The sequence below is a fragment of the Acidovorax sp. Leaf78 genome (assembly GCF_001422735.1).
Taxonomy (GTDB): Bacteria; Pseudomonadota; Gammaproteobacteria; order Burkholderiales; family Burkholderiaceae_C; genus Acidovorax.
This window is the reverse complement of the sequence record NZ_LMLZ01000022.1, coordinates 1-22,850: the sequence shown is the minus strand read 5'-3', so window position 1 is coordinate 22,850 and position 22,850 is coordinate 1. Positions and strand designations below refer to the sequence as shown.

Genomic DNA, 22,850 nt, shown 5'->3' with positions numbered 1-22,850 from the left:
CCTTGGCGAAGCGGCGCCGGCACTGCGATGCACTACAGTGCGGGCCATGCAAGGACTGCACCTCACCGCCGATCTCCGAGACTGCCGCTGCGCCCCCGTGTGGCTGCTGGACGCCGCCGCGCTGGGCCAGGCCTGCGCCGACGCCGTGCGCCACGCCGGGCTGCAACCCGTGGGCCAGGTGTTTCATGAATTCCCTGCCACAGCGCACGGCCCGGGCGGGGTGACAGCTACTATTTTGCTAGCGGAGTCGCACCTGTGCGTGCACACCTGGCCCGAGCAGCGCGCCGTCACGCTCGATGTCTACGTGTGCAATTTCGGCGCCGACCATTCGGACAAGGCACGGTCGCTGATGGATGCACTGCTGGCCTTGTTCGAGCCGTCTTCGGTGCAGCGCCATGCGCTGCAGCGGGGCGCCGTGCCGGAGCTGGCGGCATGAGCGCGATGAACCCTGCCATCCCTACCCAGGTCCCGGCGCTGCTGCTCGCCGCCGGCCGCGGCGAGCGCATGCGCCCGCTGACCGACAGCACCCCCAAGCCGCTGCTCGCGGTGCAGGGGCTGCCGCTGCTGGAGTGGCACCTGCAGGCGTTGCAGGATGCGGGCGTGCAGCGGGCTGTCATCAACACCGCCTGGCTCGGGTCGCAGATCAGCGAGCGGTTTGCAGATGTTTTTGGCCTCCACCGCTTGATAGACAAACGCGAGCAGCTATCAATTTCATACTCCCACGAGGGTGTGGACTTTGGCGGGGCGCTTGAAACCGCCGGCGGCATCGCCCGCGCGCTACCCCAGCTGGGCCCCGTGTTCTGGCTGGCGGCGGGCGATGTGTTTGCGCCCGACTTCGTGTTCGACAGCGCCGCGGTGCAGGCTTTTGCCGCCAGCGACCGCCTGGCCCACCTGTGGCTGGTGCCCAACCCGGCGCACAACCCGCGCGGCGACTTCGGCTTGTCGCCAGAGGGGCTGGCGTTGAACCTCGCACCCGGCGACCCAGCCCCCCGCTACACCTACAGCACCATCGCCCTGCTGCGTGCAGAGCTGTTCGCCGAGCCCTGGTGCGACATTCCGGCCGGCAACCCGCACGGCATTCAGGCGCCGCTGGCCCCGCTGCTGCGCCGCGCCATGGACCAGGGCCGTGTCAGCGCAGAGATCTACACCGGCCGCTGGACCGACGTGGGCACGCCCGAGCGGCTGGCAGAGCTCAACCGCTGACGCGGCGGCGCAGGCGCGGTCACTGCGTGGCCGTGGCGGGGCCGGAGTAGGCAGGCTGCACCGCAATGGCAGGGCCATTTTCACACCCGCGAAACAGCCACTGGCTGGGCATGAAGCGCGCATCCGGGCCGTCGGGCGCGGGCTTGCCCACCTCCGCCTGCACGTCGTAGGGGATGTGCGGCACCTGGAAAAGGGCCAGTTGGCCCTTCTTGCACGCCATGGCCGGAATGAGCTTGTGGGGCACCCATGCCTGGCTCGCGTTGTCGTACCGGTACAGCGGCCCGATCTGCTGGTCCTGGGCCAGCTCCACGCGCATCGGCACCACCTGCAGCGCGCTGGCCCAGACGGAGGCCACCTGCACCGGTTCCGCGAACCGCACGGCCTCCAGCCCGTAGAGCGCCAAAGGACGGCCCGGCGCGCCCTTGTCGAACGGGTCGTTGCGGTTGATGAGGCTGCCCGCAGGGATCAGCAGTTCGCCGTACTGAAAGTCCTGCGGCAGCACAAACTTCTCCCGGCTCGCACGCACCACCGCGCCATCCTGCCGCGCCTGCTTGGCGCTGTGCGACAGGAAGAGCTGTGCTATCAGCAGCAGGTTGCAGGCTGCCGCCACCGCGCAGGCGATCACCAGGCCCCGGCGGGTGAGCAGCCACTTGTTCGGGATGTCGACCCAGCGCACATACATCGCATAGATCAGCAGCGCACTCGTCAGCAGCAGGCCGAGCAGCGGCAGCAGGACGGCCACGATGAGGTGCAGCAGGGCATTGAGCAGGTTGAGCATGGTTGCAGGGAAAGTGGCAGAGCAGGGCGCCTTCGAGACCATCGCCCGGGGCGGCGGCGCATCGTGAGGCGTCGAGTCTGCCATGAGCCGCGGGCCGCCCGGCCTGCTCGGTCGGCGGCGGGCAGCGTCCGCGGCTTCTGACCTTGCCGCTTACTCTGCGGGCCGGGCGGCAGCGCGCTCGGCCGTCGGCTGTCCGCCCAGCATGCCTGCCAGGCTCTGCGCCATGCCGGTGATGCCTTCGTTGGACAAGCCTGCGTCCTTCATCACCGCATCGACGATGGGCTTGGCGATCTGGTACTGCAGGGCCGAGTTCATGACCTGCTCCGGGAAGGTGCCCTGCGCTCCATTGCCGCCTGCCGCTGGGCCCTGGCCGCCTTGGCTGCCGGGCATGCCGCCCACCTGAACGATGCGGATCGAGTCGATCTTCTCCATGGGGCGCACGGCCTGCTCGATGATCTGCGGCAGTTGCTGCAGCAGCAGGCTGCGCACCTGCAGGTCCACCTGCGCTGCAGACAAGGTGTTGAGCGCTTCGTTCAGAGCGCGCTTGCCTTCGGCCTCGGCCAGGGCCGCCGCCTGGCGGGCGCGGGCCTCGATGGTGATCGCTTCGGCGCGGTCCATCGCCGCTTCCTTTTCGGCCGACGCGGACACGCGAACGGAAATGGCGTTCTGCTCGGCGTCTTTCGACGCCTCGATCAGCTGGATGCTCTTGTCACGCTCGGCCACGGCCACCTGGCGCGCGGTGTTCACGGCTTCTTCGGCTTTCACGGCCTCTGCGCGGGCCAGGTTGGCGGCGGCGTCCGCATCCGATTGCTCGCGCGACTTGGTGGCAATGGCGATCTGCGTGTCCTGGCGGGCGATTTCCACCTGCTTGCGCTGCTCGGCGCGCTTGGTCTCGGTGTGGCGTTCCAGTTCGATCTCGCGGGTCTGGATGACCAGGTTCTTTTCGATCTCGGCAGCCTTGATCTCGCGCTCGGCCTCGATGCGCTTTTGGCTCACCTGGCGCTCGGCTTCGATCTTGGCGGCCTCGGCCTCGCGGTTGCGCTCGGCCTGTTGCGTGGCGATGAGGGCGGCCTGCTCGGCGCGGGAGTTCTCGATCTCGCGCTTTTGCGACAGCGACGCGAACTCCTGGTCCTTCTCAATGGTGAGCTTCTGGCGGGTGGCTTCCAGGTCCTTGGTACGCACCTGCACTTCGGTGTCCTGCTCCACGTCGTTGCGCTGCTTGCGGCGTGCCTCGGTCTGCTCGGTCAGGCGCGTCAGGCCCTCGGCGTCGAAGGCGTTGTTGGGGTTGAAAAACTGCTTTTCGGTCTGGTCCAGGCTGGTAAGCGAGACGGATTCAAGCTCCAGGCCGTTCTTCTCCAGGTCTTCGGCCACGGCGTTCTGCACGGCCTGCACGAAGTCGCGGCGCTTGTCCTGCAGCTCCTGGATGGTCATGGTGGCGGCGGTGGCGCGCAGCGAGTCGACGAACTTGTCTTCCACCAGCGCCTTGAGCTCCTCGGGGCTCATGGTGCGGGCGCCCAGCGTCTGGGCGGCGATGCTCACGGCCTCTTCGGTCTGCTTGACGCGCACGAAGAAGGCGGCGGTCACGTCCACGCGCATGCGGTCCTTGGTGATCAGGCTTTCCTTGGCGCGGCGCACCACTTCGAGCTTCAGGGTGTTCATGTTCACCAGCACGCGCTCGTGAAACACCGGCAGCAGGATGGCGCCGCCGTCCATGATGACCTTCTGGCCGCCCAGGCCCGTGCGCACGAAGGCCGTCTCTTTGGTGGAGCGCTTGTACAGGCGCGAAAACACGATGCCGATGGTCAGCAGGGCCAGCAGGGCAATGCCTGCGATGGTGCCCATTTCGATCAGGTTGGTCATTTTCTAGGTTCTCCCTCTTTGGATGTCTGTTGGATTTGGGTGATCAGCGGGGCTACATCAGCGCTGGATGCGGGTTGGCGATGCAGCGGTAGAAGGCGCCCACCTTGCGCACGATGAGGATCTGCGCGCCTTCGTCGAAGACCTCGTCATCCACATCGGGCTCCACCATCAGGTAGTGGGTGCGGCCATGCGTGTCGCGCACGCGGGCCTGCGCGGCCAGGCCGCGGCGCGCCGCACCGGCGGAGACGACGCCCGGGCGGCCGATGAGCGACATCTCGCTCACGGCCGAGGTCTCGTCGCGCGGGATGATGTGGGCGATGAGCGCGCCCAGGCTGCGTACCGTGGCCATACCCGGGGCCACGGCCGCAAGGCCTGCGACCCACACCGGCAGGTAAAACCCCAGCAGGCCGTGCGCGACCTTCTGCAGGCTGTAGCCGAACACGGCGTAGCCCGCAAGGAACAGCACCATCAGCACCAGCGAAGGCACCTTGCCCAGGTGCAGCCAGCCCAGCACCCGGTCCAGGCCGCTTTCTCCATGCACGTCGGGCAGCAGGTCGTCGATCCAGTTGCTGGGGCTCAGCGAGATCAGCATGCCCAGGCCCTCGATCAGCGCAATGCCGACGATGAGCGCAAAGGCCACGCCGAAGGGCCAGGTCTCCGGGGCGGTGAACAGGCCGACGATCACGACTTGACGGCCCTCAGTTGTGCCATGCGCTCGGCGATCTTGTTGTCGCGCACCAGGTCATCGAGCTCCTTGAGCTTGGCGGCCTGGTCCAGCGTATTGCTGCGGTCCGTGCCCGACAGGCCGGTCTGGCGGGCGTAGACGCGGTCGAACGCGCCAGCCACCGCCTCCATGCGCTGCGCCGGGTTGGCACCGCCAGGCTGCGCAGCAGCGGATGGCACGGCGCTGGCGCGGCTCTTGCGGAAGGCTTCGAGCGCTTCGGCCATTTCGCGCTGCTTGGCCAGCAGCGCGGCCACGTAGCCGGTGAGCTCGCTCTCCTGCCGCGCCAGCTCTGCCAGCGTGGTCTCCAGCACGGGGATCTGCGCCTCGATGTCGAGCTGGCGGGCCACCGCAGCGCGTGCCAGATCCTCGCGGCCTGCGGCCAGGGCCTGCTCGATCTGCTCGCCGAGCTTGCCGTGCTGGCCGTTGAGGTTGGCGTGCTGCTGCTGGGCCAGGTGCCGGTTGGCGCTGGCCAGGCCCAGTTCGTGGCGGACCTCGCCGATGACGGCATCGGCCTCGCGCAGCGACTGCTCCATCACGGCCACGGGGGCCTGGTTCTCCAGGTGGTCCACCAGCGCGTGGACGCTGCCGGTGATCACGCGTCCAACGCGGGTCTTCAGGGAATCTGCCATCTCAAGCTCCTTTTGAAACAGGGGGGTGAATGGTGCGGGCCAGCTCCAGTGTCGCTGCCGCATGCCGCTGCACGACGGCCGGATCGTAGGCGCTCGCCTGGCTGGTGGTCGCCTGGCGCAGCAGCATCTCACTGAGCGCGAAGCCCCGGCGCACCAGCAGGTCTTCCAGCCGGGAGGCCTCCTGCTCGGAGGCGGGGGCGTTGCTCACGATGATCGCCAGGCAGGTGGTGACATGGTCCAGCATGGCGTTGAGCACATCGGAATGCCGCCCCGTCTGGCCTTCGGTGCGCACCAGCGATTCGCGCAGCCGCCCGGTGATGTCCCGCGCCCAGGCATGCGCGGCGACATAGTCCAGCGCACCGTCGTGGTGGCGCTTGAGCTGGCCCAGCAGCACGCGCAGCTTGTCGCTGTTCGTGGTGGCGCCCTCGACCTGCAGCTGGGCCAGCCACAGGTAAAGGTCGCTCGGTATCCGGGCGGAAAGGGGCTCCATGGTGGTGGTGGGCGTGGCGGACATGTGTGAACCTCATGCAGTGTTGAATGCGATGGTATTCATTTGAATTCGTTTGTCAACAGACAGGAGGGGTGCGGAGGGATTTTTGGAATTGTTGGATCGGCAGATGTCACTGCCCCGCGTCCGGCCATGGTTTCGCGATAAAAATAGCGGATGAGCTCAACGTCCTCGCATTCCATCTACGCCCAGCGCCGCGCGCGCCTTGCTGCCCAGTTGGGCGCCGGGGGCATCGCCATCATCCCCACCGCGCCCGAGCGGCCGCGCAACCGGGACACGGACTTTTTGTTCCGGCACGACAGCTATTTCTATTACCTGACCGGTTTCATCGAGCCCGGCGCCTGCCTGGTGGTGGCGGCGGACGGCCGCAGCACGCTGTTTTGCCAACCCAAGGACCTGGAGCGCGAGATCTGGGACGGCTACCGGCTAGGCCCCGCGGCGGCACCGGGCGGCCTGGGGGTGGATGCGGCGCATTCCATCGCCGAGCTCGATGCCAAGCTGCCCCGGCTGCTGGAGAACCGCAGTTGCGTGTGGTACCCCTTTGCCACGCACGCCGGCCTGGCGGCGCGGGTGGAGGGCTGGCTGAACGCGGTGCGGGCGCGGGTGCGCTACGGCGCGCTGTGCCCGGCCGAGCAGAACGATGTGTGCACGCTGCTCGACGAGATGCGGCTCATCAAGGATGCGCACGAGCAGGACATCATGCGCCGCGCCAGCGACATCAGTGCCCGGGCGCACATCCGCGCCATGCAGCGCTCGGCCCGCATGCTGCGCGCCGGGCAGGACGTGCGCGAATACCACCTGGATGCCGAGCTGCTGCACGCATTCCGCGACGAGGGCTCGCAGTACCCGGCGTACAGCTCCATCGTGGCGGCCGGGGCCAACGCCTGCGTGCTGCACTACCGCGCTGACGCCGCCCCGGTGCGCGACGGCGAGCTGGTGCTCATCGACGCGGGTTGCGAGCTCGACGGCTACGCCAGCGACATCACACGCACCTTCCCGGCCAACGGCCGCTTCACCGGGCCGCAGCGCGCGCTGTACGACCTGGTGCTGGCCAGCCAGGACGCGGCCGTGGCGGCCACCAAGGCGGGCGCGCGCTTCAATGACCCGCACGACGCCACCGTGGCCGTGCTGGCGCAGGGCATGCTGGACCTGGGCCTGCTGGACCGCAACCAGGTGGGCAGCGCGCAGGACGTGATCGACACGCGCGCGTACTTCCAGTTCTACATGCACCGCACCGGCCACTGGCTGGGCATGGACGTGCACGACTGCGGCAGCTACGTGGAGCCCGGCGAGGTGGGCCAGGTGAGCGAGCGCAGGGACCCGCTGTCCGGCGAGACCATCACCAACCGCCCGAGCCGCGTGCTGCGCCCGGGCATGGTGCTCACCATCGAGCCCGGCATCTACGTGCGCCCGGCCGACGGGGTGCCCGCGCAGTTCCACAACATCGGCATCCGCATCGAGGACGATGCGATCGTCAATGACGCGGGCTGCGAGCTGATCACCCGCGGCGTGCCCGTGAAGGCCGACGAGATCGAAGCGCTGATGCGCGACAGCGCTTGAACCCGCAACCGCTCGGCAGCACCGCGCGCGACGACGTGCCGGCGAGCCCGCCGGAGCCGTCTTCGAAAGTCTCCAGGTGGCGGCTGGCCGGGGCCCTGTGGCTGCTGGGCCTACCCGGCGTAGTGGCCGTGGTGTGGGCGCTGCTGCCGCCCCTGGCCGCCAACGCGGCGATGTTTCCGCTGCCGCTGTGGGCCATCGTGCTGCTCAGCGGGCTGCAGACCGCGGTGCTGCTGGCGTTGGCCGTGGGCGTGGGCGTGTGGCTGGCGCCGCGTGTCGGGCTCACGGCACCGGCGGTATCGGCATGGCTGGCCGGGCAGCCCGTGGGCCCGGTGCTGCGCGCGCAGTGGCTGCCGGGCGTGCTGGGCGGTGTGGCCGGCGCCGCCTGGCTCTGGGCGCTGTCGCGGCTGGCGCCGGAAGCGCTGAAACCGTCGGACCCGGGCAGCGCGATGCCCCTGGTGGTCAAGCTGCTGTACGGCGGTGTGACCGAAGAGCTGCTGGTGCGCTGGGGGGTGATGACGCTGCTGCTGTGGCTGGGCTGGCGCATCGCGCAGCGCGGCCTGGGTCGTCCGGGCGGCGGCGTGGTGGGCGTTGCGGTTTTGGTCAGCGCACTGCTGTTTGCGCTGGGGCACCTGCCGGCGGCGCAGGCCATGGCGGGCGTGCTGACGGTGCCGGTCATCGCCTTTGTGCTGGTGGGCAACACGGCGTTCGGGCTGGTGGCGGGCTGGCTCTTTGCGCGCCAGGGCCTGGAGGCTGCCGTCATCGCACACGTGCTGGCCCATCTGCTCTCGCAACCGTTGCTGTAACTCCGCACCGCTCAGCAGGGGTTTCCGAGAGGTAACCGGCCCGTAACCGCTTCGTGTGAGAATTGAAATTCGATTACATCCGCCACACAAAGAAAGAGACAAAACCATGCCCAGTACCCGCCGCGCCACCAAGATTGTTGCCACCCTGGGCCCCGCATCGAGCGACCCGGCACTGCTGGAGGCCATGATCCGCGCGGGCGTGAACGTGGTGCGGCTGAACTTCAGCCATGGCAAGGCGCAAGACCACATCGACCGCGCCGCTACGGTGCGCGCTGCCGCCCAGCGCGCAGGCCGCGAGGTCGCCATCATGGCCGACCTGCAGGGCCCCAAGATCCGCGTGGGCAAGTTCGCCGAGGGCAAGGTGCAGCTCGAGCACGGCGCCAAGTTCGTGCTGGACGCATCGCGCACCGAGCCGGGCGATATCGAAGGCGTGGGCCTCGATTACAAGGAGCTGCCGCGCGATGTGAAAGCGGGTGACCTGCTGCTGCTCAACGACGGCCTCATCGTCCTCACGGTGGATGCGGTGCGCGGCGAAGAAGTCCACACCACCGTGAAGGTGGGCGGCGAGCTGTCCAACAACAAGGGCATCAACAAGAAGGGCGGGGGCCTCACGGCGCCGGCCCTCACGGCCAAGGACATGGAGGACATCCGCACGGCGATGAGCTTTCAGGCCGACTACGTGGCCGTGAGCTTTCCGAAGAACGCGACCGACATGGAGATGGCGCGCCAGCTGTGCAACGTGGCCGCGTCCGAGTACCGCCACAAGCCGGGCCTGATCGCCAAGATCGAGCGTGCCGAGGCCATCCCGCACCTGGAGTCCATCCTGCGCGTGAGCGACGGCATCATGGTGGCCCGCGGCGACCTGGCCGTGGAAGTGGGCAACGCGGCCGTGCCGGCGCTGCAAAAGAAGATGATCCGCATGGCGCGCGAGCTGGACAAGGTCGTGATCACCGCCACGCAGATGATGGAGAGCATGATCACCAACCCCGTGCCCACGCGCGCCGAGGTGAGCGACGTGGCCAATGCGGTGCTGGACGGCACCGACGCCGTGATGCTGAGCGCCGAAACGGCTGCCGGCCGTTACCCGCTCGAGACCGTGGAAGAAATGGCCACCATCTGCGCCGCCGCCGAAGCGGCCGAAGACCACCAGCTCGACGCCGACTTCACGGGCCAGACCTTTGGCCGGATCGACCAGTCCATCGCCATGGGTGCGCTGTTCACCGCCCACCACCTGGGCGCCAAGGCCATCGTGGCCATGACGGACAGCGGCGCCACGGCGCTGTGGATGAGCCGCCACAGCATCGACATCCCGATCTACGCGCTGACGCCCAAGGTCGCCACGCAGCGCAAGATGGCCATGTACCGCAACGTGCGCCCGCTGCTCATGGACACCAGCGCAGACCGCGACACCGCGTTGGAGCAGGCCGAGCGACACCTCAAGAGTCGCAACATCGTGCAAAAGGGCGACGTGTACGCGATCACCTGCGGCGAGCCCATGGGCGCGCCGGGCGGCACCAACATGCTGAAGATCTGCGTGGCCGGTTGATCCCCGCCGACGGCCGATGGATGGCCGGGGGCTGCAAGCCTGCGGCAGATCGGTTGGTGGCGAGCCATCGGTCCTACCGCCTACGGGCTTGAGGAACTGCCCGTTTTGCCGGCCCAGCCCGGGCAGCCATCCCGCAGCTAAGACGCCGCCCCGGTGCCGACGGGCCCGCCCACCCAGGCCGACAGGCGCTGGCGCAGCGCGGTGGCCGCCATGTCGCAGATCCAGCCGGTGGTCCAGCACAGCCAGCCCGTCCACAGTGTGTGGCTCATGAAGTGGGCGCCCCGCATCTGCTGCGCGCCGCCCAGCACAAAACCCGCAGCCATGGCGGCGCCCAGCCACCAACGGGCCGCGCCAGGCTCCGTCCGCCTCAGCGCAAAGTAGCCGCCGACAAACGCAAAACCTGCCGACGCGTGGCCCGCCGGAAAGCACCGTCCGCTGCCGCCGTCGAGCGTGCCCAGCGCCCAGTGCGAGGCATGGCGTGCCACGCCGCCGAACTCCGCCAGATCCCACGGGCAGCTGGTGGTGCTGAGGTTCTTCATCACGCTGACCACTGCCAGCGCCAGCAGCGCGCTCGCCGCGATCTGCAGCCGCCCGGCCGTGTCCAGTCGCCGCAGCATGCCCCACGGCCACCACACGCCCAGCGCCAGCAGCAATGCCACCAGCCACGCCAGGTAGCGTGCGCCTTCGTGCAGCACCTGCACCAGCAGCCAATGGTCGCGCATCGGAAAGCCGGAGCCCGTGCCGAACAGGTGGGCCGCCTGCAGGTCCTGCCCGGCTGCGTCCCAGGCCACCACGCACGCCAAGGCCCCGAGCGTCCACCACCAGGTGGCGCGGTGGCGGGCAGCGTCTGAAGAGGACGAGGAAGAGGACGAGAACGGGGAAGCGGAATAGGAAGGGGGCGTGGCTCGAAACATGGGCGGACCTTAGGCGGCCGCACTTAACGCCGTCTTAATGACGCCCGCTCGCAAAGCCGGCCAGCCCGGCGACAATGCCCGCATGCGAATCCTTGTGGTCGAAGACGATGCAGGCATTGCCAGTGGCCTGCGCACCAACCTTCAGCAGCGCGGCTATGCGGTGGACGTGTGCGACGGCGTGGCCAGCGCGTGGAGCGCCTTGCGCGCCGAGCGGTTCGACGCCGTGCTGCTGGACCTGGGCCTGAAGGACGGCGACGGCAGCGAGCTGCTGCGGCGCCTGCGCCTGAGCCCGGTGGCCGACAGCTCCGCGCCCGCCGTGCTGCCGGACCCGGCCACCCCGGTGCTGATCGTCACCGCGCGCGACCAGGTGCATGAGCGCATCGCAGGGCTGGACCTGGGGGCCGACGATTACCTGGCCAAGCCTTTCGACGTGGACGAACTCGATGCCCGGCTGCGTGCACTGCTGCGCCGGGCCGTGGGCCGCGCGTCGCCCACCATCCGCTATGGCGATATCGAGGTGGACCCCGCGGCGCGCTCGGTGCGCCGGGACGGCAAGCCGGTGGAGATGTCGCCGCGGGAGTTCTCGGTGCTGCTGGTGCTGCTGCAGGCGCGCGGCCGCGTGCTGTCGCGCCCGCAGATCGAAGAGCGGCTGTACAGCTGGGACGCGGCCATCGAGAGCAATGCGGTGGAGGTCCACATCCACCACCTGCGCCGCAAGCTGGGCAGCACCTGCATCCAGACCATGCGCGGCGTGGGCTACTTCATGCCCCAGGACGCCGCATGACGAACGCACCTGCACCTGCATCTGCACCTGCACCTGCCAGCCCGGTGGCCTCCGTTCGCCGTGCGTCGCTGACCCGCCAGCTGCTGCTGTGGTCGCTGGGCGCGTTGGCGCTGGTGTGGGCCAGCTTCGTGCTGATCGGCTACCAGACGGGTGTGCACGAGGCCGACGAGCTGACCGACGGGCATCTGGCCAGCGTGGCCGCCCTGCTGCTCAACCTGCGGGCATCCGAGGCCATGGAAGAGCCGCAGATCACTCCGCGCGCGGCCACCCCCTGGCTCAAGTCGCACGACTACCAGCAGTCGCTGAGCGTCGTGCAATGGGATGCGCAGGGCCGATTGCTGCACCACACGGGCGCGGCGCCGCTGCCGTCGTTTCGCGGCGACGACGGTTTTGCCAGCATGACCCTCGGCCCCGACGGTGCAGTGTGGCGCAGCTTTTCTCAATGGGACGCGGCGCGCACCCGCCGGATCACGGTGCTGCTGGAGTTGCGCGAGCGCGACGAGCTGGCCGAAGACATCGCCGAGCAGATGATCGAGCCCGGCCTGTGGCTGCTGCCCGTGGTGTCGCTGGCACTCGGCCTTGCGCTGTGGCGGGGCTTGCGGCCCCTGTATGCGCTGTCCGCCGATGTGGCGGCGCTTGACCCGGCCAGCACGCAGCGCCTGGCGTCGCGCCACGCGTGGAGCGAGTTCGAATCAGTGGTGGCTTCCATCAACACCCTGCTGGACCGCCAGCAGGCCGCGATGGTGCGCGAGCGGCGCCTGGCCAACGAGGTGGCCCACGAACTGCGCACGCCGCTGTCATCCATCGCGCTGCAGGCCAGTGCCCTGGGCGGAGACCTGGACGATGCGGCGCGGCAGCAGGCGGTTGCGCGCATTGGCGAAGATGCCCTCCGGGCCGGCCACGTGCTCAACCAGTTGCTGGCCCTGGCACGCGCAAGCCGCGCAGAGCTGCACGAGGTGAAGGCCCCGGTGGATGTGAGTGCGCTGGCGCGCGCCGTGTGCGCCGACTATGCGCAGGCCGCCTGGCAGCGCGGCGACGAGATCGCGCTGTCGGCCCCTCCGTCGCTGGTGGTGCCCGGCCACGCGGTGCTGCTGGAGATGGCGCTGCGCAACCTGGTGGAAAACGCGCTCAAGCACACGCCCGAGGGCACCAGCATTGCGGTGCAGCTGGGGGTGGCCGATGGCGCGGGCGGCGCCTGGCTGCAGATCAGCGATGACGGTGCGCGCAGCCGCAGTGACGGTGACGGCGCAGCACCAGCGGCGCAGCGGGACAGCCTGCACCTGGGCCATGAAATCCTGCGGCGTGTGGCGGACATCCATGGCGGTCACTTCGGCAAGGCCGAGGCCCATGCGCCCTTTACCACCTGCTACCGGTTGGATTTGCCCGAAGCCGCCGTCATGCTCGCCGGTTAAAATTGCGAGTTACCAAGCGGTTACCACCGCCCAGGTCCCCGTCTGGCCCCACCAGGCCGACTGCGAACTCTCACCCACTTGAACGGACATCACGACCATGCCCCTCGTTTCGATGCGCGAACTGCTCGACCATGCCGCCGCCCACAGCTACGGCATCCCTGCCTTCAACGTCAACAACCTGGAGCAGGTCCAGGCCGTGATGGCCGCCGCCGACGAAGTGGGCGCGCCGGTCATCCTGCAGGCCAGTGCCGGTGCCCGCAAATACGCCGGCGAGCCCTTCATCAAGCACCTGATCCAGGCTGCAGTCGAGGCCTTTCCGCACATCCCGCTGGTGATGCACCAGGACCACGGCACCTCGCCCAAGATCTGCTCCGGCGCCATCGACCTGGGCTTCGGCTCGGTGATGATGGACGGCTCGTTGATGGAAGACGGCAAGACGCCTTCGTCCTTCGAATACAACGTGGAAGTGACCCGCAAGGTCGTCGAGATGGCCCACAAGGTGGGCGTGACGGTGGAGGGCGAGCTGGGTTGCCTGGGCAACCTCGAAACCGGTGAAGCCGGCGAGGAAGACGGCATCGGCGCCGACGTGAAGCTCGACCACAGCCAGATGCTGACCGACCCCGAAGAGGCAGCCACGTTCGTCAAGGCCACGCAGCTCGATGCCCTGGCCATTGCCATCGGCACCAGCCACGGCGCCTACAAGTTCAGCCGCAAGCCCACCGGCGACATCCTGGCCATCAGCCGCGTGAAGGAAATCCACCAGCGCATTCCCAACACCCACCTGGTGATGCACGGCTCGTCGTCGGTGCCTGCGGAGCTGCTGGCCATCATCAACCAGTACGGCGGCAAGATGAAGGAAACCTACGGCGTGCCGGTCGAGGAGATCCAGGAAGCCATCAAGTTCGGCGTGCGCAAGATCAACATCGACACCGACATCCGCCTGGCCATGACCGGCGCGGTGCGCAAGTTCCTGGCCGAGAACCCCGACAAGTTCGACGCGCGCGAATGGCTCAAGCCCGCCCGCGAAGCCGCCAAGCAGGTCTGCAAGGCGCGCTACCTCGAGTTCGGCTGCGAAGGCCAGGGCCCCAAGATCAAGGGCCACAGCCTGCAGGACGTGGCCCGTCAGTACGCATCCGGCGCGCTGGCGCAGGTGGTGAACTGACCGACGGCGCGCGGTACTGACTGCCGCCTGGGAGCCCGGTTGCACACAAGGCGGCCGGGCTTTTTTACGGCCTGTGCGGTCTGTTCCCTGGACGCCAACGGCAGGCTGTCGCGAATTAGCGTGCACACTCGGCACCTTGCGTGGCACGCGATCCTTTGCAGGGGTGGGGAGTTCCCTCTACATCAGACAAAGGCGACAGTCATGAGAAATTCTTCATGTAAGCTCGTGGTCAGTAAGTAATTCCACTGACCCTCACCGAGGAGATGACATGCTGATTGGTGTGCCTGCGGAATCGATGGCAGGAGAGACCCGGGTCGCCGTGACGCCCGAGACGGTCAAGAAGCTGAAGGCGCAGGGCCACACCCTGCGCATCGAGTCGGGTGCGGGTGTGGCCGCCAGCGTCACGGACGCCGCCTACGAAGCCGCCGGCGCTGAAATCTCCGACGCGGCTGGCGCCTGGGGCGCCGACCTGGTGCTCAAGGTGCGCACCCCCTCGGACGCCGAAGCTCCCCGCCTGCGTGCGGGCGCCACCGTGGTGGGCATGCTCAACCCCTTCGACGCCGCGGGCCTGCAGCGGCTGGCCAGCGCGGGCGTCACCGCCTACGCCCTGGAGGCCGCACCGCGCACCACCCGGGCGCAAAGCATGGACGTGTTGTCCTCCCAGGCCAACATCGCCGGCTACAAGGCCGTGATCATTGCGGCCGACCGCTACCAGCGCTTCTTCCCCATGCTCATGACCGCGGCTGGCACCGTCAAGGCCGCGCGTGTCGTGATCCTGGGCGTGGGCGTGGCGGGCTTGCAGGCGATCGCCACCGCCAAGCGGTTGGGGGCTGTCATCGAGGCATCGGACGTTCGCCCCAGCGTGAAGGAACAGGTCGAATCGCTGGGCGCCAAGTTCATCGACGTGCCCTACGAGACGCAGGAAGAAAAAGACGCGGCCGAGGGTGTGGGCGGCTATGCGCGGCCCATGCCGCAAAGCTGGCTTGACCGCCAGAAGGCCGAGGTGGCCAAGCGCGTGGCCCAGGCCGATGTGGTCATCACCACGGCGCTGATCCCCGGCCGCGCCGCGCCGGTCCTGGTGACCGAAGACATGGTCCGGTCGATGAAGGCCGGTTCTGTCATCGTCGATTTGGCCGCCCCCCAGGGCGGCAACTGCCCGCTCACCGAAGCGGGCCAGACAGTGGTCAAGCACGGCGTCACGCTGGTGGGCGAGACGAATCTGCCGGCGCTCGTCGCCGCCGATGCGTCCGCGCTCTATGCGCGCAACGTGCTCGACTTTCTCAAACTCATCATCAACAAGGAAGGTGCTCTGCACATGGACTTGCAGGACGACATTGTTGCCGCCTGCCTCATGGCACACGAGGGCACGGTAAAGCGCGCATGAGCCTGCTGAAGAATTTGCAAGAGATGTTGTCCGCCACGCCCCGCCGCAGTGGCTGGCTGCTGGCCGCCTGTGGCGTGCTGGCCGTGAGCGGCTGTGCACCCATACCCGCGGGCCCCACCGAGTACAGCGCCGGCCGAACGCGCGTGGTGCTGCCGTCTGTGGCGTGGGAAGACCTGGGCGCCACGAACGAGGCCTTCCCGCTGCACCCGCTGCCCGGCGCGTTTCCGCTGCAGACGCGCGCTGTGGCGCTGCGCGGCGCCAACCGTGAGCTGCTGGCCGTGATGCTGGTGCAGACCAACCGCACGGACATCCCGCGCGACGCTACGCTCTGGACGGGCAGCTGCCCCCTGCAGCAAGGCATGACCGTGGAAGACGCCGCCAAGGGCAGCCCCGTGCGCATCGACTGCCTGCGCTTCAAGCGGTGGGCCAACAATGCCGACTGGATGGACAAGAACCACCCTGGTGTGGTGCGCTGGATGGCTGAGCACAAGGCCACGCCGCTGCAGCCGTATTCGCACCTGAACTACCGCTTTGCAACGCAAGGCGGCTCGTATGTCGAGATCAACGCGATGGTCGACCAGCGCCTGCTGCGGCCGAAGACGAGCAACAACGAAGAGTTCCTGCGCGCGGGCTACCCGGCCCAGGAATGGAGCCACAAGGTGGCCGAGGCCGCTCGCGTGAGCACCGGCATGGCCGATGGCTTCTTCCCCGTGCCGCCGTTTCCCTTTGCCGTGCCGAACTGAGCACGCAGCAAGCCCCCACTTACCGCCTTCCCACCGCCCACCGACTGGAGTTCTCAACATGGGTGTCGTTCTGCAGATTCTGGGCCTGGTCATCACGTTCACCATGGCGATGGAGGCCTTGCGCCGCTTCGGCATCGATGTGGGCTGGCTCAATCCGTTGACCTTTTTTCACCGCCGCGCCTGGCGCAAGAAAGTGCAGACGCCGCCGCTGTATGCGCTGGACCACCCGGTGGACGTCGTCGCCGTGATGGCCCTGGCCACGGTGCAGACCACCGGCGCGATCACGGTGCAGCAAAAGGCCGGCGTACAGGCCCTGCTGCGCGAACACCTGCAGCTCAGTGAATCGGATGCCGCCAACCTCTGGGTGGCCAGCGCGCATCTGCTGCGCAGCCGGGCTCTGGAGGTGCGCGAGCTGCCGGTGCTGTTCGAACGCAGCGCCGACAAGTTCACCGACTACCACGTGCAGACACTGCAGGCCGTGATGCGCGCGGCCGCACAGATCGAGCCGCCCGCCAACGCTGCACAGCAGCAGCTCATCGACGCGGTGGATGCTTACTTTGCCAAGAAGAAAGCGTCTTCTGGCCCCTGGTCTTCCTGAAAACGCACTGAACGAAGGACTCTCCATGGACGCCGTCTCGCCCACCCTCATCAACCTCATTATCTTCGTGCTGGCCATCTACGTGGGCTACCACGTGGTCTGGACGGTGACGCCCGCGTTGCACACGCCGCTGATGGCGGTGACGAACGCCATCTCGGCCATCGTGATCGTGGGGGCCATGCTGGCCGCCGCGCTCACCGAGACCACGCTGGGCAAGAGCATGGGGGTGCTGGCGGTGGCGCTGGCGGCGGTCAACGTATTCGGGGGCTTCCTCGTCACGCGGCGCATGCTGGAGATGTTCAAGAAAAAAGAAAAGAAGGTTGCTGCCCCCAAGGCTGAAGGAGGCCAGGCATGAGCATGAACCTCGTCACGCTGCTGTACCTGGTGGCCAGCGTCTGCTTCATCCAGGCGCTCAAGGGGCTCTCGCATCCCACCACCTCCATCCGCGGCAATGCGTTCGGCATGGCGGGCATGGCGATCGCCATCCTGACCACCGCTGCGCTCATCGTCGAGCTGTCGGGCGGCAAGGCCCAGGGCATGGTGTACGTGCTGGGGGCGCTGGTGGTGGGCGGCGCTGCAGGCGCCTTCATGGCCCAGCGGGTCGAGATGACCAAGATGCCCGAGCTCGTGGCCTTCATGCACAGCATGATCGGCCTGGCCGCCGTGTTCATCGCGGTCGCGGCCGTGGCCGAACCCTGGGCGTTCCAGATCGTGGCCAAGGGCCAGCCCATCCCGGCGGGCAACCGGCTCGAGCTGTTCCTGGGCGCGGCCATCGGTGCCATCACGTTCAGCGGCTCGGTCATCGCGTTCGGCAAGCTGTCGGGCAAGTACAAGTTCCGCCTGTTCCAGGGCGCGCCGGTGCAGTTCGCGGGCCAGCACATGCTTAACCTCGTGCTGGGTCTGGCCACCGTGGGGCTGGGCCTGGTGTTCATGTTCACCGAGAACTGGACGGCCTTCTTCGCCATGCTGGCGCTGTCGTTCGTGCTGGGCGTGCTCATCATCATTCCCATCGGCGGGGCCGACATGCCGGTGGTGGTGTCCATGCTCAACAGCTACTCGGGCTGGGCCGCGGCGGGCATCGGCTTTTCGCTCAACAACAGCATGCTGATCATTGCCGGGTCGCTGGTGGGCAGCTCGGGTGCGATCCTGAGCTACATCATGTGCAAGGCCATGAACCGCTCGTTCTTCAACGTGATCCTGGGCGGCTTCGGCGGCGAGGCGACAAGCGCCGCTTCGGGCGCCAAGGAGCAGCGGCCCGTCAAGACCGGCAGCTCGGACGATGCGGCCTTCGTGCTGGGCAATGCCGAGACCGTGGTCATCGTGCCCGGCTACGGCCTGGCCGTGGCGCGCGCCCAGCATGCGGTCAAGGAGCTGGCCGCCAAGCTCACCGAAAAGGGCATCACCGTCAAGTACGCCATCCACCCCGTGGCGGGCCGCATGCCCGGCCACATGAACGTGCTGCTGGCCGAGGCCGAGGTGCCCTACGACCAGGTGTTCGAGATGGAAGACATCAACGGCGAGTTCGGCCAGGCCGACGTGGCCATCATCCTCGGTGCCAACGACGTGGTGAACCCCGCCGCGCACACCAAGGGCAGCCCCATCTACGGCATGCCCATCCTGGAGGCCTACAAGGCCAAGACGGTGATCGTGAACAAGCGCTCCATGGCCGCGGGCTACGCGGGCCTGGACAACGAACTGTTCTACATGGACAAGACCATGATGGTCTTTGGCGACGCCAAGAAGGTGGTCGAGGACATCGGCAAGGCCATCGAATAGACCCCGCGCGGTTTCCCGCGCCCCTGGCGGCAGGGCGACCCGCAAAGCCCTTTGCGCCTAGGGAAACCACACACCCCCGAAACCCGCACCGGCAGGGACAATGCCGGGGTTTCATTGCATTCAGTTTCAAAAGAGTTTGGAGAGACAGACACCATGACCGACCGCCCCTGGCTGGCCGCCTATCCGCAAGGCGTGCCTGCAGATATCGACCCCTCGCAATACCCGTCCCTCGTGGCGCTCATGGACGAAGCGTTCTCCAAGTACGCCGACCGCGTGGCCTACAGCTTCATGGGCAAGGACGTGACCTATGCCCAGACCGACTCTCTGTCGAGCGCGTTTGCGGCCTACCTGCAGGGCCTGGGCCTGGTCAAGGGCGACCGTGTGGCCATCATGATGCCCAACGTGCCGCAGTACCCCGTCACCGTGGCGGCCATCCTGCGCGCCGGCTTCGTGGTGGTCAACGTGAACCCGCTGTACACCCCGCGCGAGCTGGAGCACCAGCTCAAGGACTCCGGCTCCAAGGCCATCGTCATCATCGAGAACTTTGCGACCACGCTGCAGAACTGCATTGCCAACACCCCCGTCAAGCACGTGGTGCTGTGCGCCATGGGCGACCAGCTGGGCCTGCTCAAGGGCGCGCTGGTCAACTACGTGGTGCGCAACGTCAAGAAGATGGTGCCCGCCTACAACCTGCCTGGTGCCGTGCGCTTCAATGACGCGGTGGCCCAGGGCACGCGCGGCACGCTGAAGAAGCCCGACATCAAGCCCGACGACATCGCACTGCTGCAGTACACCGGTGGCACCACGGGCGTGAGCAAGGGCGCGGTGCTGCTGCAGCGCAACGTGATCGCCAACGTGCTGCAGTCCGAGGCCTGGAACGACCCGGTCATGAAAAAGGTGCCGGCCGGCGAGCAGCCCACCAGCATCTGCGCGCTGCCGCTGTACCACATCTTCGCGTTCACCGTGAACATGATGCTGAGCATGCGCACGGGCGGCAAGACCATCCTGATCCCGAACCCACGCGACCTGCCCGCGGTGCTCAAGGAGCTGTCCAAGCACACGTTCCACAGCTTCCCGGCCGTGAACACGCTGTTCAACGGCCTGGCCAACCACCCGGACTTCAACACCGTCAACTGGAAGAACCTCAAGGTGTCCGTGGGCGGCGGCATGGCCGTGCAGGGCGCCGTGGCCAAGCTGTGGCTGGAGAAGACCGGCTGCCCCATCTGCGAAGGCTACGGCCTGTCGGAGACCAGCCCATCGGCCAGCTGCAACCCGACCACCAGCACCGAGTACACCGGCACCATCGGCGTGCCCATCCCCGGCACCTGGATGAAGCTGCTGGACGACGAAGGCCGCGAGGTCACCACGCTCGGCCAGCCCGGCGAGATCGCCATCAAGGGCCCGCAGGTGATGGCCGGCTACTGGCAGCGCCCGGACGAGACGGCCAAGGTCATGACCGAGGATGGCTACTTCAAGTCCGGCGACATCGGCGTGATGGACGCCCGCGGCTACTTCAAGGTCGTGGACCGCAAGAAGGACATGGTGCTGGTCTCGGGCTTCAACGTGTACCCCAACGAGGTCGAGGACGTGGTCGCGCAGATGCCCGGCGTGCTCGAATGCGCGGTGGTGGGCGTGCCCGACGAGAAGACCGGCGAAGCCGTCAAGCTCGTCATCGTCAAGCGCGACCCCACGCTCACCGAAGCCCAGGTCAAGGAGTTCTGCCGCGCCGAGCTCACCGGCTACAAGCAGCCCCGCGTGATCGAGTTCCGCACCGAGCTGCCCAAGACCCCCGTGGGCAAGATCCTGCGACGCGAGCTGCGCGACAAGAAGTGACCGTCCCGGTCCCCGCGGCGCAGCCCGGCACGCTGTGGGCCTGGGGTGCCAACCATCTCGGGCAGATGGGGTGCGGCCCGGGCCCTGACCAGTGGACGCCCCAGCCCGTGCCCGGCGTGCCCCAGGTGCGGTCCGTGTGCGCCAACGCATCCGCCGTGCTGGCGCTGGATGGGCAGTGTCGCGTCTGGAGTTGGGGTTGGAACACGGGCGGCATGCTGGGCCGCGGTCGCCCGGCGGACGAGAAAGCCCACTGGCTCCCCACCGCGCTGCGTGACAGGGGCCACCCCGGCATCGCCCCCGCAGGCAACCCGCCCAACACGCCGGGCTTGACCCTCACACCGGCACAAGAGCACTGTGAGAGCGCGGAAGAGGGTGCCGACGGGGGCGCCGACGAGGGCACTGACGCTGCGTTCGACGCGGAGCTGCAGGCCTTCCTGGCCAGCATTCCAGTCCACATCTCGCCTGTGCCCGTGATGGAGGGCGTGTGCACTCCCGGGCTGCTCTCCGGCTTGCCGCCGGTGCGCCAAATCGCAATGGGCAGTGACAACGGTTTTGCCCTGGACGACAACGGTGCCGTCTGGGCCTGGGGCGCTGGCGGGCGCATGGGCACTCCTGTGCCCAAGGGCCTGGCGCTGCCAGAGCCGGCACCAACGCCGGTGCAGGTGGCTGGCTTGCCGCCGGTGCTGGCCATAGTCGCACACCCCACAGGCGACGCCGTGTATGCGCTGGATGCGCAGGGTGTGGTGTGGTCTTGGGGCAATGGATACGAAGGCGAGTTGGGCCAGGGAAAGCGGCGCACGGACCCGGTGCCTGCGCCCATCACCGGGCTGGCGCCGGTGCGCTCCATCCACGCGCTGGGCTTTGCCGCCCTGGCGGTTCTGACCGATGGTCGGGTGTTCGGCTGGGGCTCTACCGAAAGCGGGCTTGGTTTTGAAGCCCTGCGCAAGAACACCTGGCGGGTGATGGCACCTGTGCCCGTGGGTGGGTTGCCGGGCCCCGTGCGCAGCGTCTGGGTGGGCCATGGCGTGGCCGTGTATCGGCTGGACGACGGCTCCACCTGGGCTTGCGGCGTGGGGCTGCGCGACATGTACCCTGGCAGCGTCGGAGAGCCGCCCCGCGTGCCGCGCCGCCAAACGGACCTCGACCTGTTCGTGGACTTTTTCCTCGGCGACCGCCATGGCTTCGCGCTGGACGCAGCGGGCGGGGTGCACGGTTTTGGCCGCGTCGAGTCCGGCGCGCTCGGGCAAGGGGAGCATGCGGCCGATGTGCTGCGCGATTGGGCGCCGATCACGCTGCTGCCGCATCCCGTCACCACCATGGCCGCTGCCGGCCACCACAGCCTGGCGGTCTGTGCGGCGGGATAATCGTCCCGTCTCCATGCCCCCAGCGGCCGTCCTTGGCGCGCGTGCTCCCGGCGGTGCTGCCTGCTAGGGCAGCTAGGGCAGCTAGGGTGCCACTGGCGTCCGTCCATCGTTCTTGAGTTCTTCTGTCATTTCTCACACCGCATGACCACCGCCATCCTCAGCGCCCTCCCCGAAGAACAGGCCGGCCTGGTCCACGCGCTCGAGCGTCCCCAGCGCATCACCCACGCTGGCCGCGCGTTCTGGCGCGGTGAACTGCACGGGCGGTCTGTCGTGCTGGCGCTCTCGGGCATCGGCAAGGTGGCGGCGGCCACCACGGCCACGGCGCTCATCGAGCACTTCGGCGTCGCGCGCATCGTGTTCACCGGCGTGGCGGGCGGCCTGGGTGACGGCGTGAACGTGGGCGACGTGGTGGTGGCGCAGAGCTACCTGCAGCACGACATGGACGCATCCCCGTTGTTCCCGCGCTGGGAGCTGCCCGGCTATGCACGCGCGGTGCTGGAGTGCGATGCACCATTGTCTGCTCTGCTTTTGATAGCTGCTCGCGATTGCCTGATGGGCGGTAGCGGCCATTTTTCTTCGCAATCCGAGGTCCGCAGCGTGCACCAGGGCCTGATCGCCAGCGGCGACCGCTTCGTCTCCAGCGCCCAGGAGTCGCAGCGCCTGCGCGACGCCCTGCGCGCCGCCGGCCACCAGGTCCTCGCCGTCGAAATGGAAGGCGCCGCCGTGGCCCAGGTCTGCCTGGACTACAACGTGCCCTTCGCCGCCATGCGCACCATCTCCGACCGCGCCGACGACACCGCCCACGTCGACTTCCCCCAGTTCATCCAAACCGTGGCGAGCCGGTACGCAGAGGGCATCGTCGGCAAGTTGTTGCAGTTGCTATGAAATATCTAGCTACTGGCGCTTTATAGAAAAGCGGTAGAGGGTGTTTTGGCTTAGAAGCTGAGTATTTTCATGAGGGGTGCGCCGCCGCCTCCATCCAGTAGCCTCCGACCCAGCTCACCCAAGACCACAGTTAGCCCGCCCGCAGAAGGTGCCCTAGCGCCGGTACCCCAGCCAGAGCGTAGCGAATGGCGCTCCGCTGACAAAGGGCGCGCCACCAATCACCCCCCGCCCTCAACGCCAGCGCCACCGTGGATCCGGCTTGTATGGTGGAGGTGTTGGGGTGGAGGGCCTGAGTACCGGCTATCGGCTTTGACCGACTGGCAAAGATAGCCCCCACCCCGCCCCTGAGCGTCGATAAGGAACTGAGCCGCACCTCAGCGCCGA

General features: G+C 67.9%; 22 protein-coding genes. 16 read left to right on the top strand and 6 right to left on the bottom strand.

Annotated elements, in window-relative coordinates; translation table 11 throughout:
• The first annotated feature begins 46 nt into the window (after positions 1-46).
• A complete protein-coding gene (locus tag ASF16_RS18690; RefSeq protein WP_056170887.1) occupies positions 47-436 on the top strand; it encodes an S-adenosylmethionine decarboxylase family protein in 390 nt (129 codons plus the stop codon).
• 5 nt (positions 437-441) lie between these two features.
• Positions 442-1,203: a nucleotidyltransferase family protein gene (locus ASF16_RS18685; RefSeq protein WP_156372154.1), complete on the top strand. Its 762-nt coding sequence runs from the start codon at positions 442-444 to the stop codon at positions 1,201-1,203.
• Positions 1,204-1,222: 19 nt separating this feature from the next.
• Here ASF16_RS18685 and ASF16_RS18680 read toward each other — a convergent pair whose 3' ends face one another.
• The 5 genes from ASF16_RS18680 to ASF16_RS18660 all read right to left on the bottom strand — a co-directional run bounded on the left by ASF16_RS18680 (position 1,223) and on the right by ASF16_RS18660 (position 5,708).
• The gene (locus ASF16_RS18680; RefSeq protein WP_056170881.1) at positions 1,223-1,981 is read right to left on the bottom strand and encodes a hypothetical protein; all 759 of its coding nucleotides are present in this window, start codon (positions 1,979-1,981) and stop codon (positions 1,223-1,225) included.
• 150 nt (positions 1,982-2,131) lie between these two features.
• Complete coding sequence (locus ASF16_RS18675) at positions 2,132-3,841, bottom strand: flotillin family protein (protein WP_056170878.1); 1,710 nt, start codon at positions 3,839-3,841, stop codon at positions 2,132-2,134.
• A 52-nt stretch (positions 3,842-3,893) separates the two neighbouring features.
• A complete protein-coding gene (locus tag ASF16_RS18670; protein WP_056170875.1) occupies positions 3,894-4,526 on the bottom strand; it encodes a YqiJ family protein in 633 nt (210 codons plus the stop codon).
• Positions 4,523-5,194 carry a PspA/IM30 family protein gene (locus tag ASF16_RS18665; RefSeq protein WP_056170873.1) on the bottom strand — a complete coding sequence of 224 codons (672 nt, stop codon included), beginning with the start codon at positions 5,192-5,194 and terminating at the stop codon, positions 4,523-4,525. The genes ASF16_RS18670 and ASF16_RS18665 overlap by 4 nt, the downstream gene beginning before the upstream one ends.
• A gap of 1 nt (position 5,195) precedes the next feature.
• On the bottom strand, positions 5,196-5,708 hold the full coding sequence (locus ASF16_RS18660; protein WP_056170869.1) for a hypothetical protein: 513 nt from the start codon (positions 5,706-5,708) through the stop codon (positions 5,196-5,198).
• Between the two features lie 150 nt (positions 5,709-5,858).
• Between ASF16_RS18660 and ASF16_RS18655 the strand changes: the two genes are divergently transcribed.
• The 3 genes from ASF16_RS18655 to pyk all read left to right on the top strand — a co-directional run bounded on the left by ASF16_RS18655 (position 5,859) and on the right by pyk (position 9,611).
• Entirely contained in the window at positions 5,859-7,262 is a 1,404-nt protein-coding gene (locus tag ASF16_RS18655) for an aminopeptidase P N-terminal domain-containing protein (protein ID WP_056170866.1), read from the top strand.
• Positions 7,259-8,065 (top strand): type II CAAX prenyl endopeptidase Rce1 family protein, encoded by an 807-nt coding sequence (locus ASF16_RS18650; RefSeq protein ID WP_235507437.1) that lies wholly within the window; start codon positions 7,259-7,261, stop codon positions 8,063-8,065. Before ASF16_RS18655 ends, ASF16_RS18650 begins: the two co-directional genes overlap by 4 nt.
• A 106-nt stretch (positions 8,066-8,171) precedes the next feature.
• Positions 8,172-9,611, top strand: coding sequence for a pyruvate kinase (gene pyk / locus ASF16_RS18645; RefSeq protein ID WP_056170863.1), 1,440 nt, complete (start codon positions 8,172-8,174; stop codon positions 9,609-9,611).
• 137 nt (positions 9,612-9,748) lie between these two features.
• Here pyk and ASF16_RS18640 read toward each other — a convergent pair whose 3' ends face one another.
• Entirely contained in the window at positions 9,749-10,525 is a 777-nt protein-coding gene (locus ASF16_RS18640; RefSeq protein ID WP_056170861.1) for a phosphatase PAP2 family protein, read from the bottom strand.
• Positions 10,526-10,607: 82 nt separating this feature from the next.
• Between ASF16_RS18640 and ASF16_RS18635 the strand changes: the two genes are divergently transcribed.
• The 11 genes from ASF16_RS18635 to ASF16_RS18585 all read left to right on the top strand — a co-directional run bounded on the left by ASF16_RS18635 (position 10,608) and on the right by ASF16_RS18585 (position 22,466).
• Positions 10,608-11,309, top strand: coding sequence for a response regulator transcription factor (locus ASF16_RS18635; RefSeq protein WP_056171671.1), 702 nt, complete (start codon positions 10,608-10,610; stop codon positions 11,307-11,309).
• Positions 11,306-12,721 (top strand): histidine kinase dimerization/phospho-acceptor domain-containing protein, encoded by a 1,416-nt coding sequence (locus tag ASF16_RS18630; RefSeq protein WP_056170848.1) that lies wholly within the window; start codon positions 11,306-11,308, stop codon positions 12,719-12,721. The genes ASF16_RS18635 and ASF16_RS18630 overlap by 4 nt, the downstream gene beginning before the upstream one ends.
• Before the next feature lie 97 nt (positions 12,722-12,818).
• Positions 12,819-13,883 (top strand): class II fructose-bisphosphate aldolase, encoded by a 1,065-nt coding sequence (fba, locus tag ASF16_RS18625; RefSeq protein ID WP_056170846.1) that lies wholly within the window; start codon positions 12,819-12,821, stop codon positions 13,881-13,883.
• A gap of 268 nt (positions 13,884-14,151) precedes the next feature.
• Positions 14,152-15,267 carry a Re/Si-specific NAD(P)(+) transhydrogenase subunit alpha gene (locus ASF16_RS18620; protein WP_056170843.1) on the top strand — a complete coding sequence of 372 codons (1,116 nt, stop codon included), beginning with the start codon at positions 14,152-14,154 and terminating at the stop codon, positions 15,265-15,267.
• Entirely contained in the window at positions 15,264-16,010 is a 747-nt protein-coding gene (locus ASF16_RS18615; protein ID WP_235507436.1) for a hypothetical protein, read from the top strand. The genes ASF16_RS18620 and ASF16_RS18615 overlap by 4 nt, the downstream gene beginning before the upstream one ends.
• A 58-nt stretch (positions 16,011-16,068) precedes the next feature.
• Positions 16,069-16,608: a hypothetical protein gene (locus ASF16_RS18610; RefSeq protein ID WP_056170839.1), complete on the top strand. Its 540-nt coding sequence runs from the start codon at positions 16,069-16,071 to the stop codon at positions 16,606-16,608.
• Positions 16,609-16,633: 25 nt separating this feature from the next.
• Entirely contained in the window at positions 16,634-16,963 is a 330-nt protein-coding gene (locus tag ASF16_RS18605; protein ID WP_056170836.1) for an NAD(P) transhydrogenase subunit alpha, read from the top strand.
• Entirely contained in the window at positions 16,960-18,384 is a 1,425-nt protein-coding gene (locus ASF16_RS18600; protein ID WP_056170832.1) for an NAD(P)(+) transhydrogenase (Re/Si-specific) subunit beta, read from the top strand. Before ASF16_RS18605 ends, ASF16_RS18600 begins: the two co-directional genes overlap by 4 nt.
• Positions 18,385-18,537: 153 nt before the next feature.
• Positions 18,538-20,217 carry a long-chain-fatty-acid--CoA ligase gene (locus tag ASF16_RS18595; protein WP_056170830.1) on the top strand — a complete coding sequence of 560 codons (1,680 nt, stop codon included), beginning with the start codon at positions 18,538-18,540 and terminating at the stop codon, positions 20,215-20,217.
• On the top strand, positions 20,214-21,581 hold the full coding sequence (locus tag ASF16_RS18590; RefSeq protein WP_056170827.1) for a hypothetical protein: 1,368 nt from the start codon (positions 20,214-20,216) through the stop codon (positions 21,579-21,581). Before ASF16_RS18595 ends, ASF16_RS18590 begins: the two co-directional genes overlap by 4 nt.
• Before the next feature lie 141 nt (positions 21,582-21,722).
• The gene (locus ASF16_RS18585) at positions 21,723-22,466 is read left to right on the top strand and encodes a 5'-methylthioadenosine/adenosylhomocysteine nucleosidase (RefSeq protein WP_056170825.1); all 744 of its coding nucleotides are present in this window, start codon (positions 21,723-21,725) and stop codon (positions 22,464-22,466) included.
• The last annotated feature ends 384 nt before the right edge of the window (positions 22,467-22,850 follow it).

Coding starts and splice junctions, on each gene's coding strand:
- ASF16_RS18690 (WP_056170887.1), top strand. CDS start 47: ATGCAAGGACTGCACCTCACCGCCGATCTCCGAGACTGCCGCTGCGCC.
- ASF16_RS18685 (WP_156372154.1), top strand. CDS start 442: ATGAACCCTGCCATCCCTACCCAGGTCCCGGCGCTGCTGCTCGCCGCC.
- ASF16_RS18680 (WP_056170881.1), bottom strand. CDS start 1,981: ATGCTCAACCTGCTCAATGCCCTGCTGCACCTCATCGTGGCCGTCCTG.
- ASF16_RS18675 (WP_056170878.1), bottom strand. CDS start 3,841: ATGACCAACCTGATCGAAATGGGCACCATCGCAGGCATTGCCCTGCTG.
- ASF16_RS18665 (WP_056170873.1), bottom strand. CDS start 5,194: ATGGCAGATTCCCTGAAGACCCGCGTTGGACGCGTGATCACCGGCAGC.
- ASF16_RS18660 (WP_056170869.1), bottom strand. CDS start 5,708: ATGTCCGCCACGCCCACCACCACCATGGAGCCCCTTTCCGCCCGGATA.
- ASF16_RS18655 (WP_056170866.1), top strand. CDS start 5,859: ATGAGCTCAACGTCCTCGCATTCCATCTACGCCCAGCGCCGCGCGCGC.
- pyk (WP_056170863.1), top strand. CDS start 8,172: ATGCCCAGTACCCGCCGCGCCACCAAGATTGTTGCCACCCTGGGCCCC.
- ASF16_RS18640 (WP_056170861.1), bottom strand. CDS start 10,525: ATGTTTCGAGCCACGCCCCCTTCCTATTCCGCTTCCCCGTTCTCGTCC.
- ASF16_RS18635 (WP_056171671.1), top strand. CDS start 10,608: ATGCGAATCCTTGTGGTCGAAGACGATGCAGGCATTGCCAGTGGCCTG.
- ASF16_RS18630 (WP_056170848.1), top strand. CDS start 11,306: ATGACGAACGCACCTGCACCTGCATCTGCACCTGCACCTGCCAGCCCG.
- fba (WP_056170846.1), top strand. CDS start 12,819: ATGCCCCTCGTTTCGATGCGCGAACTGCTCGACCATGCCGCCGCCCAC.
- ASF16_RS18620 (WP_056170843.1), top strand. CDS start 14,152: ATGCTGATTGGTGTGCCTGCGGAATCGATGGCAGGAGAGACCCGGGTC.
- ASF16_RS18615 (WP_235507436.1), top strand. CDS start 15,264: ATGAGCCTGCTGAAGAATTTGCAAGAGATGTTGTCCGCCACGCCCCGC.
- ASF16_RS18610 (WP_056170839.1), top strand. CDS start 16,069: ATGGGTGTCGTTCTGCAGATTCTGGGCCTGGTCATCACGTTCACCATG.
- ASF16_RS18605 (WP_056170836.1), top strand. CDS start 16,634: ATGGACGCCGTCTCGCCCACCCTCATCAACCTCATTATCTTCGTGCTG.
- ASF16_RS18600 (WP_056170832.1), top strand. CDS start 16,960: ATGAGCATGAACCTCGTCACGCTGCTGTACCTGGTGGCCAGCGTCTGC.
- ASF16_RS18595 (WP_056170830.1), top strand. CDS start 18,538: ATGACCGACCGCCCCTGGCTGGCCGCCTATCCGCAAGGCGTGCCTGCA.
- ASF16_RS18585 (WP_056170825.1), top strand. CDS start 21,723: ATGACCACCGCCATCCTCAGCGCCCTCCCCGAAGAACAGGCCGGCCTG.